The following is a 14507-nucleotide window of genomic DNA, read 5'->3' on the forward strand; positions in this document are numbered from 1 at the left end:
GCCAGCGAAGCTGGGCGCTGCGGGTCGCCACCATCGGGACCAGTGCGATTGGCGGTCGCTCCTACGGCACGCTGGCACACCTGCCACAACGCCGGCCCGGATGACGGTAGGTTGCGCGATGTGTGCTCGCTACCCTGCCGCGCGCTGACGGGCGTAGCCGTTCTCGCGTCGGCCTCCATCGCTTTGACCGGATGCGGTTCGGGAGATTCCACCGTCGCCAAGACGCCGCAGGCCACCACGACCTCGACCGCGTCGATAACCGCCCCCGCCACGCCCATCCCGACGTCCGGGACCGCCGCCCCGCCGAGCAGCGCGGCGCCCGACCCGTGCGCGGTGAACCTGGCCTCCCCCACCATCGCCAAGGTCGTCTCCGAACTGCCGAAAGACCCGCGCAGCCAGCAGCCCTGGAATCCCGAACCGGTGGCCGGCAACTACAACGAGTGCGCGCAGCTGTCGGCGGTGATCATCAAGGCCAACACCAACGCCGTGAATCCGACCACCCGCGCGGTGCTGTTCCACCTGGGCCAGTTCATTCCGCAGGGGGTGCCCGACACCTACGGGTTCAACGGCATCGACGCCGCGCAAACCACCGGCGACACGGTCGCGTTGACCTACCCCGGCGGGGTCAACGGCCTCAACACCGACGTGCGGTTCCATTGGGACGGCAACGGTGTCCAGCTGATCGGTAACGGCCCCGGCCACTGAACCCGGGGGCGGCCCCGCGTCAGCTGCTGACAATGAGCGGAAGCGAGATCACGCCGGGGCCGCCGGCGACGACGATCACCCACCGGCCATCGACGGGCATGGCCACCGAGACCGGGAAGAAGGCGAACCCGATTTCACCGACGGTGGCCGCCGGCGGCAGCTCGAAGGCGACCTGAAGGGGCTTGTCACCGGTCGGGGGCCAGATCTCGACGTCGACCCGCCCGTCCCCATCGTCGGCTTCGGACTGGGTCAGCACCACGAGCAGAAAGGTGGCGAACCGGTCTGGCCCGACGACGAATCGGGACAGCACGCCGCCACGCACGTCGAGCTTGTTGTCGACCACCTCTGCCGCTTCGGCGAGAAAGGCCCCCGTGACGATCACCTGCCGAAGCTACCGCCTGGCCGGGGCGCCGTAGCACGCGGCCCACCGAGGTCGCTGATTACCTTGCCGAACAATGCATTTCACACGCGGTGTCAACCAAATACCCTCAGCGGCCGACCCGCCCGCGGGCCCGACCCAACCGAGCCGTGTCGGCCCCCTCACCTACAGTTGCAGCTGTGTTCGTCACCGACGAAACCGTCGTCTACAGCGCGTCGGACCTCGCGTCCGCCGCCCGGTGCGAATACGCCCTATTGCGTGATTTCGACGCGAAACTCGGCCGCGGCCCCGCCGTCGCCGTCGAGGACGACCTGCTCGCGCGAACCTCCGCCCTCGGCACCGAGCTCGAACAACGCCGCCTCGACCGATACCGCGCCGAACTCGGCGACGGCGTCGCGGCGATCGGCCGCCCGGCCTACACGCTCGCCGGGCTGACGGCCGCAGCCGAGGCAACCCGGCGCGCGATCGCCAACCGCGCCCCGGTGGTGTATCAGGCCGCGATGTTCGACGGGCGGTTCGTCGGATTCGCCGACTTTCTGGTGCTCGACGGCGAGCGGTACCGCGTCACCGACACCAAGCTGGCCCGCTCGCCCAAGGTGCCCGCGCTGCTGCAGCTGGCCGCCTACGCCGACACGCTGCGCGCCTCGGGCATCCCGGTGTCGCCGGAGGCGGAGCTGGCGCTGGGCGACGGCGCCGTCGTGCGCTACCGCATCGGCGACCTGATCCCGGTCTACCGTTCCCAGCGCGCGCTTTTGCAGCGGCTACTCGACGAGCATTTCGCCGCGGGCACCCCGGTGCGCTGGGACAACCAACACGTCGGCGCGTGCTTCCACTGCCCGCTGTGCACCGAACAGTTGCGCGCCACCGACGACCTGCTGCTGGTCGCCGGGATGCGAGTCACCCAGCGCGACAAGCTGATCGACGCCGGCATCACCACCGTCGCCGAGCTGGCCGAGGGCACCAAGCCGGTCGCCGACCTGGCGCCGAGCGCGCTGAACAAACTGACCGCGCAGGCCAAACTGCAAGTGCGCCAACGCGACACCGAAACCCCGCAATTCGAGATCGTCGACCCGCAGCCGCTGACCCTGCTGCCCGAGCCCGACCCCGGCGACCTGTTCTTCGACTTCGAGGGCGACCCGCTGTGGACGGCCGACGGGCGCGACTGGGGCCTGGAATATCTGTTTGGCGTCCTGGAGGCCGCCGGGAATTTCCACCCGCTGTGGGCGCACGACCGGGTGGACGAGCGCAAGGCGCTCACCGACTTTCTCGCGATGGTGAAAAAGCGCCGCAAGCGCCGCCCCAACATGCACATCTACCACTACGCGCCCTACGAGAAGGCCGCGCTGTTGCGGCTCGCCGGGCGGTACGGGGTCGGTGAGGACGACGTGGACGAGCTGCTGCGCAGCGGCACGCTGGTCGACCTGTACCCCGTGGTGCGCAAGAGCATTCGGGTGGGCGCGGAGTCGTTCGGCCTCAAGGCGCTCGAGCCGCTGTACATGGGTTCACAGCTGCGCGCGGGCCACGTCACGACGGCCACCGAGTCGATCACCTCCTACGCCCGCTACTGCGAGCTACGGGCCGCCGGCGAATTCGACGGCGCCGCGTCGGTGCTTAAGGAGATCGAGGACTACAACCACTACGACTGCCGGTCGACACAGGCTTTACGCAACTGGCTGATGCTGCGCGCCTACGAGTCCGGCGTCGTACCGATTGGCGCGCAACCGGTTCCGGAAGGAAACCGGGTCGAGGACCGCGACCAGCTGGCGATGACGTTGTCGGCGTTCACCGGCGACGCCGGCGTCGCCGACCGCACGCCGGAGCAGACGGCGGTGGCGCTGGTGGCCGCGGCGCGCGGCTACCACCGGCGCGAGGACAAGCCGTTCTGGTGGGCGCATTTCGACCGGCTGAACTTCCCTGTCGAGGAGTGGTCCGACGACACCGATGTCTTCCTCGCCGAGACGGCGTCGGTGGACGCTGACTGGCACACCCCGCCCCGCGCGCGCAAGCCGCGGCGACACGTGCGCCTGGAGGGAGAGCTGGCGCGCGGCGACCTGATGACCGAGGTCTTCGCGCTCTACGAGCCCCCCGCCCCGCCGGGCATGACCGACAACCCCGACCGGCGCGCCGCGGGCCGCGCCGAGGTCGTGTCGGTCGATGACCCGGCGGTGCCCACCACGGTGGTCATCGCCGAGCGAGTCGGCAAGGACGGCAGCACCTTTGACCAGCTGCCGTTCGCGCTCACCCCGGGGCCGCCGATTGCCACGACGGCGTTACGGGAGGCGATCGAGACGACCGCGGCCGCCCTCGCCGCCGGCCTGCCAACTCTGCCGCCCGCCGCGGTGATCGACGTCCTGCTGCGCCGCGCGCCCCGCACGAAAAGCGGCGCCCCGCTGCCGCGCGGCGCCGACACGATCGACGACATCAGCGCCGCCGCACTCGATCTCGACTCGTCCTACCTCGCCGTGCACGGCCCGCCCGGCACCGGCAAGACGCACACCGCCGCCCGGGTGATCAAAACCCTTGTCGCCGAACATGGCTGGCGCGTCGGCGTGGTCGCGCAATCCCACGCCACCGTGGAGAACCTGTTGGGCTGCGTGATCGACGCCGGACTGGATCCGGCCCGGGTCGCCAAGAAACCCGCCGGGCACGACGCCCCCCGCTGGCAGGAGATCGACTCCGGCGAGTACGCGGCCTTCATCGCGAACACGAAAGGCTGCGTGATCGGCGGCACCGCCTGGGATTTCGCCAACCCGAGCCGGGTGCCGCCGGGCAGCCTGGACCTGCTGGTGATCGACGAGGCGGGCCAGTTCTGCCTGGCCAACACCATCGCCGTGGCGCCGGCGGCCGCCAACCTGCTGCTGCTCGGCGACCCGCAGCAGCTGCCACAGGTCAGCCAGGGAACGCATCCGGAACCGGTCGACACGTCGGCGCTGGACTGGCTGGTGGACGGCCGGCGCACCCTGCCCGACGAGCGCGGCTACTTCCTGGACTGTTCCTACCGCATGCATCCGGCGGTCTGCGCCGCGGTTTCCGCGCTGTCCTACGAGGGCCGGCTGCATTCCCACGAGTGCACCGAGGCGCGCCGCCTCGACGGGCAAAGCCCCGGCGTGCACGTGAGCGTCGTTGAACACCACGGCAATTCGACCGAGAGCCCCGAGGAGGCCCACGCGATCGCCGCCCACATCGAGGCGCTGCTGGGCCGGGCGTGGACCGACGAGCACGGCACCCGGCCGCTGGCCGCCCCCGACGTGCTGGTGCTGGCGCCCTACAACGCCCAGGTGACCCTGATCCGACGTCGGCTCAGCGAGGCCGGGCTCGGCGCGGTCCGGGTCGGGACCGTCGACAAGTTCCAGGGCGGCCAGGCACCGGTGGTGTTCGTGTCGATGACGGCATCGTCGATCGACGTGGTGCCACGCGGGATCTCGTTCCTGCTCAACCGGAATCGGCTCAACGTCGCCATCAGCAGGGCGCAGTACGCGGCGGTGATCGTGCGGTCGCGGCTGCTCACGGAGTTTCTCCCCGGCACGCCGGGCGGCCTGGTCGACCTGGGCGCGTTCCTGGCGCTGACGCAGGGCTCGTCCGCCGAGTGTGGTCGCGCACTCTCCAACCCAAATGCCGTCCCCGCCACCGTTGAGTGTGCGCTGAGGGCCTCCCATGTGCACTGAGGGCCTTGCGCGTGAAGCCACGGCGAGATCTCGGCGAATTCCCCTCCCAGGACGCACAATCAAAGCCCCAAATGCACACTCAAGTGAGCAACGACCGCCTTGCGACTACTTCCCCCCCGAGTGCCGGCCGTAGCCGGCGGGGTCGTCGTCGGGATCGGCGCGGTAGCGGTGGCCCGGTGAGGCCATCGGACGGAACCGCTTCCCGCCCTCGACGCGAGACCCGTTGTGCGCGAAGCCGATCGGTCCGGACGGGACCGGCTTGTGCGCCGGCGCCGCCCGGGCGCGCGGCGGCGGGGGCGCCACGTCCGGTTCACGAACCAGCAGAAACTCGACATAGTCGTCGTCGTCATAGTCGTCGTAATCGTCGCCCTCATCCGGCAGCTCGCCGGCCGCGTCCGCCGACGGCGCGAACCCGAGCACGAACAGCGCGGCGACGACGCCGAACAGCACGACGAACGCGGGCAACAACACCGACTGCGCCATCGCCGCCGCGAACGGCTCGCGCAGCAACTCGGGAAGCTGCACGGCGGTGGCGTCCTCCGCCGTGGCCGACGGGGCGGCCGACGGCATCTCGGACCCGATCCGCCATGTCATGAACGCGGCCATGCCCGCGCTGCCGAGGACCGCCCCGAGCTGCCGCACCGAGTTGAAGACCGCCGAACCCGCCCCGGCCAGCTCGGGGGCCAGGTTGCGCGTCGCGGTCGCCGTCAGCGGCGCCCACACGAACGCGCTGCCCACCCCGATCACGGCGAACGCCAGCAGCAGCCGCCAGATCGGCGTCGACGGGGACATCTCGAACGACAGCCAGGTGAGCCCGATCGCCATCGTCGAGAACCCGAAGCCGAGCACCGGCCCCGGGTGGTACCGGTCGACGATCATGCCCACGAACGGCGCGAGCGCACCGCCCACCACCGCCATCGGCGCGATCACCAGCGCCGAACGCGTCGACGACAGCCCGCACCCGGCCTGCAGGAAGAACGGCAGCGGCAGCATCATCGCCGTCATCGCGAACGCGGTGACCGCGACCCCGGCGTTGCACAGGCCGAAGTCGCGGTCGGCGAAGATGCGCAGCGGGATCAGCGGCTCGCGGGTGTTGACGGCCTGCCAGTACACGAACATCGACATGCACCCGACACCGGCGACGATCATCGCCCAGACCCACGGCTGCCAGTGAGCGGCCTGGCCCTCCTGCAGGCCGAAGACGATCAGGAACATGCCCAGCCCGGACAACGCGACGCCCACCAGGTCGAAGCGCTGCGCCTGGGTGGGCAGCACGGGCACCAGCCACGCGGCCAGCGCCAGCCCGGCGACGCCGATGGGGACGTTGACGAAGAAGATCCACTGCCAGCCCAGCCCGTCGACCAGCGCGCCGCCGGCCAGCGGCCCGACCAGGGTGGCCACGCCGGCGGTGGTGCCCCACACGCTGACCGCGACACCGCGCCGCTCCGGCGGGAAGACCCGGGTGATCATCGACAGCGTCTGCGGGGTCAGCACGCCGGCGCCGACCCCCTGGGCCACTCGGGCGGCGATCAGCACCGCCACGCTGCCCGACAGCCCGCACCCGATCGACGCGACGGTGAACAGGCTCAGCCCGATGAGATAGAGGTTCTTGGTGCCGAACCGGTCGCCGAGCCGCCCGGCAACCAGCAACACCACCGCGCACCCCAGCAGGTAGGCGCTGGTCACCCAGACCACGGTGGCGTACCCGGTGTGCAGGTCGATCTTGATGGTCGGGTTGGCGATGACCACGATGGTGGAGTCGACCATGATCATGAAGAAGCCGATCATCATCGCGAAGAGCGCGTTCCACGGGTTCCGCGGGCCGGACGCGAGCAGGGAGTTCCAGCGCTTCACGAACTCGGCGCGACTCGGCCCCGCGCGCCGGCTCTCCCCCGGCGACCGAGGCGTCGCCGCGTTCATCTGACCTAAACCCCCTCACACCCTTGGCGTGAATCGCCACCCAGCCCGCATTATCCCGCGTGGGCAAATGCGCCGCTCGGCCGCGGATCGGTGAGCGCACGTTAGCCTGGAAGGACATGTGGAAGCGAGGCAGGATGCGGGCCCGACGGAACAGAACGTCACCCATGTCGACGCCGGAGCAGGCGCCGGCCGGCCAGGGCGGCCGGCCGAAGGCGTCGGCGCGGGCATTGGCGCAGGTCATCGAGCGGAGCACCCGGATACACGGACCCGCCGCGGAGGCCTACGTGTCGAGGCTGCGCCGCGCACACCCCGCCGCCGGCCCCGCCGAAATCGACGCCAAGCTGGAGAAGCGCTTCCTGGCGGCGCTGACGGCCAGCGGCGCCGCGGTCGGCTCGGCCGCGACGTTTCCCGGGGTCGGCACGTTGACGGCGGTGTCCGCCGGCGCCGGGGAAACCGTCTTCTTCATCGAGGCCACCGCGCTGTTCGTGCTGGCCAAGGCCGTCGTTTACAACGTCCCGGCCGACCACCGCGAACGGCGCCGCGCGCTGGTCCTTGCCGTCCTGGTCGGCGACGACAGCCAGCGCGCCATCGGCGAGCTGATCGGGCCCGGCCGCACCAACGGGGGCTGGCTGGCCGAGGGCATGGCCTCGCTGCCGTTGCCGACGCTGTCGCGGCTGAACACCCGGATGCTCGGCTACTTCGTCAAGCGCTACACCGTGCGCAAGGGCGCCCTGATGTTCGGCAAGGCGTTGCCCGTCGGCATCGGCGCCGTGGTCGGCGGCGCCGGCAACCGGATGGTGGGCAGGAAGATCGTCCGCAACGCCAGCCACGCGTTCGGCCTGCCGCCCTCGCGCTGGCCGAGCACCTTGCGGCTGTTGCCGCCGATCCACGAAGCCGGCTAACGGCCGCCTGACCCGGTCCCTCTCGCGAATCTCCCGCGAACGGTTAGCCTTTATTGGGGCGGAAACGTTCCAGGACCATCGCGGGAGTGAGGTGCCCCGCTAGCAACGCGTACAGCGCGCCTGCAGGACAAAAGAATTGAGGCGAACACGGGCCGTGAGCAACATTTCACCATTCGGGCAAAACGAATGGCTGGTCGAGGAGATGTACCGCAAGTTCCGCGATGACCCCTCCTCGGTCGACCCGAGCTGGCACGAGTTCCTGGTCGACTACAACCCCGAGCCCGCCACCGAGGTGGCCCCGAGCGCCCCCGCGGCCCCCTCCGACGGACAGGCCGCGGCCCCGGCGGCCAAGCCCGCCGAGACCAAGCCGGCACCGCCCGCGCCCACCGCGGGCAACGGCGCACCGGCGGCGCAGGCACCCGCGGCGCCGGCCAAGTCCGCCGCTCCCCCGCCGGCCGAGGGCGACGAGGTGCAGGTGCTGCGCGGCGCGGCCGCCGCCGTCGTCAAGAACATGTCCGCGTCGCTGGACGTGCCGACGGCGACCAGCGTCCGCGCCGTCCCGGCCAAGTTGCTCATCGACAACCGGATCGTCATCAACAACCAGCTCAAGCGCACCCGCGGCGGCAAGATCTCCTTCACCCACCTGCTGGGCTACGCACTGGTGCAGGCGATCAAGCAGTTCCCGAACATGAACCGGCACTACGCCGAGGTCGACGGCAAGCCGACCGCGGTCACGCCCGCGCACACCAACCTGGGCCTGGCCATCGACCTGCAGGGCAAGGACGGCAAGCGCTCCCTGGTGGTGGCGGGCATCAAGCGCTGCGAGGAATTGCGGTTCGCGCAGTTCGTCACCGCCTATGAGGACATCGTTCGCCGCGCCCGCGACGGCAAGCTCACCGCGGAAGACTTTGCGGGCGTGACGATTTCGCTGACCAACCCGGGCACCATCGGCACCGTGCACTCGGTGCCCCGGCTGATGGCCGGCCAGGGCGCCATCATCGGCGTCGGCGCCATGGAGTACCCCGCCGAGTTCCAGGGCGCCAGCGAGGAGCGCATCGCCGAGTTGGGCATCGGCAAGCTGATCACCCTGACCTCGACCTACGACCACCGCATCATCCAGGGCGCCGAGTCCGGCGACTTCCTGCGCACCATCCACGAGATGCTGCTCTCGGATGCCTTCTGGGACGAGATCTTCCGCGAGCTGGGCAACCCGTACCTGCCGGTGCGCTGGAGCACCGACAACCCGGACTCGATCGTCGACAAGAACGCCCGGGTGATGGAGTTGATCGCGGCCTACCGCAACCGCGGGCACCTGATGGCCGACATCGACCCGCTGCGCCTGGACAGCACCCGGTTCCGCAGCCACCCCGACCTCGAAATCCTCAACCACGGCCTGACGCTGTGGGACCTCGACCGCATCTTCAAGGTCAACGGCTTCGCCGGCTGCGAATACAAGAAACTGCGCGACGTGCTGGGCCTGCTGCGCGACGCCTACTGCCGCCACATCGGCGTGGAGTACACCCACATCCTCGAACCCGAACAACAGCGGTGGCTGGAAGAGCGGATCGAGACAAAGCATGTCAAACCGACCGTTGCGGAGCAGAAGTTCATCCTGAGCAAGCTGAACGCCGCCGAGGCATTCGAGACGTTCCTGCAGACCAAATACGTTGGGCAGAAACGATTCTCGCTGGAGGGCGCGGAAAGCGTGATCCCGATGATGGACGCGGCCATCGACCAGTGCGCCGAGCACGGCCTCGACGAGGTGGTCATCGGGATGCCGCACCGCGGCCGGCTCAACGTGCTGGCCAACATCGTCGGCAAGCCGTACTCGCAGATCTTTTCCGAGTTCGAGGGCAACCTCAACCCGTCGCAGGCGCACGGCTCCGGCGACGTCAAGTACCACTTGGGCGCCACCGGCGTGTACCTGCAGATGTTCGGCGACAACGACATTCAGGTGTCGCTGACCGCCAACCCGTCGCACCTGGAGGCCGTCGACCCGGTACTGGAGGGCCTCGTCCGGGCCAAGCAGGACCTGCTGGGCCACGGCGCCGAGGACCAGGGCGACGAAAAGGCCTTCTCCGTCGTGCCGATGATGATGCACGGCGACGCCGCCTTCGCCGGCCAAGGGGTTGTCGCCGAGACGCTGAACCTGGCGAACCTGCCCGGCTACCGCGTCGGCGGCACCATCCACATCATCGTCAACAACCAGATCGGCTTCACCACGGCGCCGGAGTACTCGCGCTCCAGCGAATACTGCACCGACGTCGCAAAGATGGTGGGGGCGCCCATCTTCCACGTCAACGGCGACGACCCGGAGGCGTGCGTGTGGGTGGCCAAGCTGGCCGTCGACTTCCGGCAGCGGTTCCACAAGGACGTCATCATCGACATGCTGTGCTACCGGCGCCGTGGCCACAACGAGGGCGACGACCCGTCGATGACCAACCCGTACATGTACGACGTCGTCGACACCAAGCGCGGGGCGCGCAAGAGCTACACCGAGGCCCTGATCGGCCGAGGCGACATCTCGCTGAAGGAGGCCGAGGACGCCCTGCGCGACTACCAGGGCCAGCTGGAGCGGGTGTTCAACGAGGTCCGCGACCTGGAGAAGCACGGCGTGCAGCCCAGCGCGTCGGTGGAGGCCGACCAGCCGGTGCCCGCGGGGCTGGCCACCGCGGTGGACAAGTCGCTGCTGGCCCGCATCGGCGACGCTTTCCTTTCCGTGCCAGACGGTTTCACCGCGCACCCGCGGGTTCAGCCGGTGCTGGAAAAGCGCCGCGAGATGGCCTACGAGGGCAAGATCGACTGGGCGTTCGGCGAGCTGCTGGCGCTGGGATCGCTGGTGTCAGAGGGCAAGCTGGTGCGGCTGTCCGGGCAGGACACCCGGCGCGGCACCTTCTCCCAGCGGCATTCGGTGATCATCGACCGCAACACCGGGGAGGAGTTCACGCCGCTGCAGCTGCTGGCGACGAACCTCGACGGCACCCCGACGGGCGGCAAGTTCCTGGTGTACGACTCGCCGCTGTCGGAGTACGCCGCCGTCGGCTTCGAGTACGGCTACACCGTGGGCAACCCGGACGCGCTTGTGTTGTGGGAGGCGCAGTTCGGCGACTTCGTCAACGGCGCGCAGTCGATCATCGACGAGTTCATCAGCTCGGGCGAGGCCAAGTGGGGCCAGCTGTCCAACGTGGTGCTGCTACTGCCGCACGGGCACGAGGGGCAGGGCCCCGACCACACCTCCGGGCGCATCGAACGCTTCCTGCAGCTGTGGGCGGAGGGTTCGATGACCATCGCGATGCCCTCGACACCGTCCAACTACTTCCACCTGTTGCGCCGGCACGCGCTGGACGGCATCCAGCGCCCGCTGATCGTGTTCACGCCGAAGTCGATGCTGCGCAACAAGGCCGCCGTCAGCGACATCAAGGACTTCACCGAGATCAAGTTCCGCTCGGTGCTCGAGGAACCCACCTACGAGGACGGCATCGGCGACCGCAGCGCGGTCCGGCGGATCCTGCTGACCAGCGGGAAGATCTACTACGAGCTGGTGGCGCGCAAGGCCAAGGACAACCGCGACGACGTCGCGATCGTGCGCATAGAGCAGCTGGCCCCGCTGCCCAAGCGCCGGCTCAACGAGACGCTGGACCGCTACGCGGCGGCCGAGGAGTTCTTCTGGGTGCAGGAGGAGCCGGCCAACCAGGGCGCGTGGCCGCGCTTCGGGCTGGAGCTGCCAGAACTGTTGCCGGACAAGCTAACCGGGCTCAAGCGCATCTCGCGGCGGGCCATGTCGGCGCCGTCGTCGGGTTCATCGAAGGTGCACGCCGTCGAGCAGCAGGAGATCCTGGACACCGCGTTCCGCTGACGCCGCCTTCGACCGCCTTCGCCGCCTTCGACGGCGAGCGTGCATGTCTGTACGGCGACACGCCGCTTTGGCCGGCATTTTGCGCACGCTCGCGCTTAGGAGCCGTTCAGGGGCAGCGTTATCGGCCGTCGGCCCCGCGGGGCCGGGGTAATCCGTAACCCCGGGTACCGTCTAGCCTCGACGAGAGCCGACACGAGGAGGGTGCTCATGCAGGGATTCGCGGGGAAGGTCGCCGTGGTCACGGGCGCCGGTTCGGGTATCGGGCGGGCGCTGGCGATCGAGCTGGCCCGCTCGGGCGCCAAGGTGGCGATCAGCGACGTCGACACCGAGGGCCTGGCGCAAACCGAGGAGAAGCTGAAGGCGATCGGCGCGCCGGTCAAGGCGGACCGGCTCAACGTCACCGAGCGGGAGGCCTTCCTGGCCTACGCCGACTCGGTCGCCGAACACTTCGGCAAGGTCAACCAGATCTACAACAACGCGGGCATCGCGTTCACCGGGGACGTCGAGGTCAGCCAGTTCAAGGACATCGAGCGGGTGATGGACGTCGACTTCTGGGGCGTCGTGAACGGCACCAAGGCGTTCCTTCCGCACCTGATCGCCTCCGGCGACGGCCATGTGATCAATGTCTCGAGCGTGTTCGGGCTGTTCTCGGTGCCCGGGCAGGCGGCGTACAACGCGGCCAAGTTCGCCGTCCGGGGCTTCACCGAGGCGCTGCGGCAGGAAATGGTGCTGGCCCGTCACCCGGTCGCGGTGACCACCGTGCACCCGGGCGGCATCCAGACCGCGATCGCCCGCAACGCGACCGCCGCCGAGGGACTCGACCCCGAGCAACTGGCCAAGCTGTTCGACAAGCGGCTCGCCCGGACCAGTCCGGAACGCGCCGCCAAGGTCATCCTGGACGCGGTCCGCAAGAAGAAGGCCCGGGTGCTGGTCGGCACCGACGCCAAGCTGTTGGACGTGATGGTGCGGGTCGCCGGCCCGTATTACCAGCAGCTGTTCGGCCCCGTGATGGGCCGCCTGATGCCCAAGCCCTAGCGGCCCAGCGGGTGTTCGGCCAGCCACCCGCCCGCCACCGCCTGCGGGTCGGCGCCGCCGGCCACCTGCCGGCGCATGTCGGCCAGCGCCGCGGTGTCCAGCACGCCGGCCACCTCGTTGATCGCCAGCAGCTGCCGATCGCTCAGCGCGTTGCGTCGATACAGCGGCACCACGTTCTCCGCCTGGATCAGCGCGGGCTTGCCATCGGCCAGCGCGACCAGGTCGCCCGGGCTCGCCGGGTCGGCGGTGGTGGTCCACCCCCCCGCCGGCTGCCCGCCCCGCACGGCGTCGAAAAGCGCTGCCTCGGACGCGAATTGGCGCGGCATAGGCAGCCGGCAGGAACCCACCGCCGCGGGAGGGGTAAACCCCGCGACCGCCCCGACGGCCAGCCCGTCACAATGCGCCGGCAGCGCGCTCAGGTCCGCGGTGAGGTCGTGGCCGCCCCACGCCTTGGCGGTGGCCCGCGTGACCAGCAGCACGGGCTTGTCCTCGGCCGCGGTGGTGTAGTCGCCGGCCAGCACGCCCTCGGGCAGCGCCGCGATCATCGCGCGGTAGACCTGCGCGTCGGACATCGCCGTCGCACCGGGCTGCAGCAGCCGCAACGTCTGGCCGGTGAACGCGGGCACGACGGTGAACGCGCCCGAATCCAGCTTGGCCATGGGGTCGGGAACGGTTTCGGGCCGGGCCGCAAAGCCGTAGGACCGCAGCGCCGCCGCGTAGACGGCGGCCAAAAGCGACGACCGGGACCCGACCACCAATTCGGGAGCCGGGCGTCGCTCGCCGCAGCCCGCCAGCGCCAGCAGCGCGGCCAGCAGCGCGGCGGCGAGCCTGGTCACACGGAAGAGTCGGAAGCGATCGCGACGGCGGCGGCGACGGCTTCCCCGACCCGGGCGTCCAGCGGGCTCGGGACGATCCGGTCGACCGCGAGGTCGTCGCTGACGACGGAGAAGATCGCCTCGGCGGCGGCCACCATCATCTTCTCGGTGATGCGGCGCGCCCCGGCGTCCAGCGCGCCGCGGAACACGCCAGGGAACGCCAGCACGTTGTTGATCTGATTCGGGAAGTCGCTGCGGCCGGTGGCCACCACCGCCGCGTACTTGGCCGCGACCTCCGGATCGACTTCCGGGTCCGGGTTGGACAGCGCGAACACGATCCCGCCCGGCGCCATCGTGGCGACCAGCTCCTCGGGGACGACGCCGCCCGACAGGCCGAGGAACACGTCCGCGCCCTCGAGCGCCTCGACCAGGCCGCCGGACAGGCCGTCGGGATTGGTCCGCCGCGCGAGATCGACCTTGACGCCGTTCATGTCGTCGCGGCCCGTGTGCAGGATGCCGCGCGAGTCGACCACTGTGATGTCCGAAACACCCATCGTCAGAAGGAGGTTCGTGCACGCCACGCCGGCGGCGCCGGCGCCGCAGACGACGACGCGCAGCGAGGACATATCGCGGCCCAGCAACTTGCTGGCGCCCATCAGCGCGGCCAGCACGACGATCGCGGTGCCGTGCTGGTCGTCGTGCATCACCGGGCAGTCCAGCGCCTCGATGACCCGCCGTTCGATCTCGAAGCAGCGCGGGGCGGCGATGTCCTCGAGGTTGACGGCGCCGAACGTCGGGCGCAGCCGCACCAGCGTTTCGACGATCTCGTCGGGGTCCTTGGTGTCCAGCACGATCGGGATCGCATTGAGCCCGCCGTACGCCTGGAACAGGGCGCACTTGCCTTCCATCACCGGCAGCGACGCCGCGGGCCCGATGTCGCCCAGGCCCAGCACCGCGCTGCCGTCGCTGACGACGGCCACCAGCCGGTTCGACCAGGTGTAGCGGGCCGCCAGGGTGCGGTCCGCGGCGATCGCGCGGCTGACCTGCGCCACGCCCGGGGTGTACGCGATCGACAACGCGCGCTGGGTGTCCAGCGGCGCGCTGAGCGCCACCGAAAGCTTCCCGCCTACGTGCGCGTCGAAGATCTCGTCGTCTCCGATGGCCAGCTGCCGGTGCGCGGTTTCGGGCATCGCACCAGGGTAAGGGCTACCCATTAGTAGGCCTAATTTC

At 70.0% G+C, this 14507-nt stretch carries 9 protein-coding genes; 5 read left to right on the plus strand and 4 right to left on the minus strand.

The annotated features are described in order from the left end of the window. Nucleotides 1–111 precede the first annotated feature (111 nt). Nucleotides 112–705 (plus strand): LppP/LprE family lipoprotein, encoded by a 594-nt coding sequence (locus AC5Y2S_RS15075; protein WP_499957060.1) that lies wholly within the window; start codon nt 112–114, stop codon nt 703–705. Between the two features lie 19 nt (nt 706–724). On the opposite strand, the gene AC5Y2S_RS15080 is transcribed toward AC5Y2S_RS15075, so the two are convergent. Then, a complete protein-coding gene (locus AC5Y2S_RS15080; RefSeq protein ID WP_499905023.1) occupies nt 725–1084 on the minus strand; it encodes a hypothetical protein in 360 nt (119 codons plus the stop codon). 179 nt (nt 1085–1263) lie between these two features. Between AC5Y2S_RS15080 and AC5Y2S_RS15085 the strand changes: the two genes are divergently transcribed. Then, nucleotides 1264–4749: a TM0106 family RecB-like putative nuclease gene (locus AC5Y2S_RS15085; RefSeq protein WP_499956896.1), complete on the plus strand. Its 3486-nt coding sequence runs from the start codon at nt 1264–1266 to the stop codon at nt 4747–4749. A 105-nt stretch (nt 4750–4854) separates the two neighbouring features. Here AC5Y2S_RS15085 and AC5Y2S_RS15090 read toward each other — a convergent pair whose 3' ends face one another. Next, entirely contained in the window at nt 4855–6669 is a 1815-nt protein-coding gene (locus tag AC5Y2S_RS15090; RefSeq protein WP_499956897.1) for an MFS transporter, read from the minus strand. Nucleotides 6670–6803: 134 nt separating this feature from the next. Here AC5Y2S_RS15090 and AC5Y2S_RS15095 point away from each other — a divergent pair, with 134 nt between their 5' ends. From AC5Y2S_RS15095 to AC5Y2S_RS15105, 3 genes are all read left to right on the plus strand, one after another. Continuing rightward, entirely contained in the window at nt 6804–7571 is a 768-nt protein-coding gene (locus AC5Y2S_RS15095) for a hypothetical protein (protein ID WP_499956898.1), read from the plus strand. 154 nt (nt 7572–7725) lie between these two features. After that, nucleotides 7726–11427, plus strand: coding sequence for a multifunctional oxoglutarate decarboxylase/oxoglutarate dehydrogenase thiamine pyrophosphate-binding subunit/dihydrolipoyllysine-residue succinyltransferase subunit (locus tag AC5Y2S_RS15100; RefSeq protein ID WP_499956899.1), 3702 nt, complete (start codon nt 7726–7728; stop codon nt 11425–11427). A 207-nt stretch (nt 11428–11634) separates the two neighbouring features. Next, a complete protein-coding gene (locus AC5Y2S_RS15105; protein ID WP_499956900.1) occupies nt 11635–12462 on the plus strand; it encodes an SDR family NAD(P)-dependent oxidoreductase in 828 nt (275 codons plus the stop codon). Here the strand turns inward: AC5Y2S_RS15105 and AC5Y2S_RS15110 are convergent. Continuing rightward, nucleotides 12459–13298 carry a glycine betaine ABC transporter substrate-binding protein gene (locus AC5Y2S_RS15110; protein ID WP_499956901.1) on the minus strand — a complete coding sequence of 280 codons (840 nt, stop codon included), beginning with the start codon at nt 13296–13298 and terminating at the stop codon, nt 12459–12461. The genes AC5Y2S_RS15105 and AC5Y2S_RS15110 overlap by 4 nt on opposite strands. Continuing rightward, entirely contained in the window at nt 13295–14467 is a 1173-nt protein-coding gene (locus AC5Y2S_RS15115) for an NAD(P)-dependent malic enzyme (RefSeq protein WP_499956902.1), read from the minus strand. Before AC5Y2S_RS15115 ends, AC5Y2S_RS15110 begins: the two co-directional genes overlap by 4 nt. Nucleotides 14468–14507 lie beyond the last annotated feature (40 nt).

The organism is Mycobacterium sp. NGS69 (assembly GCF_059812165.1).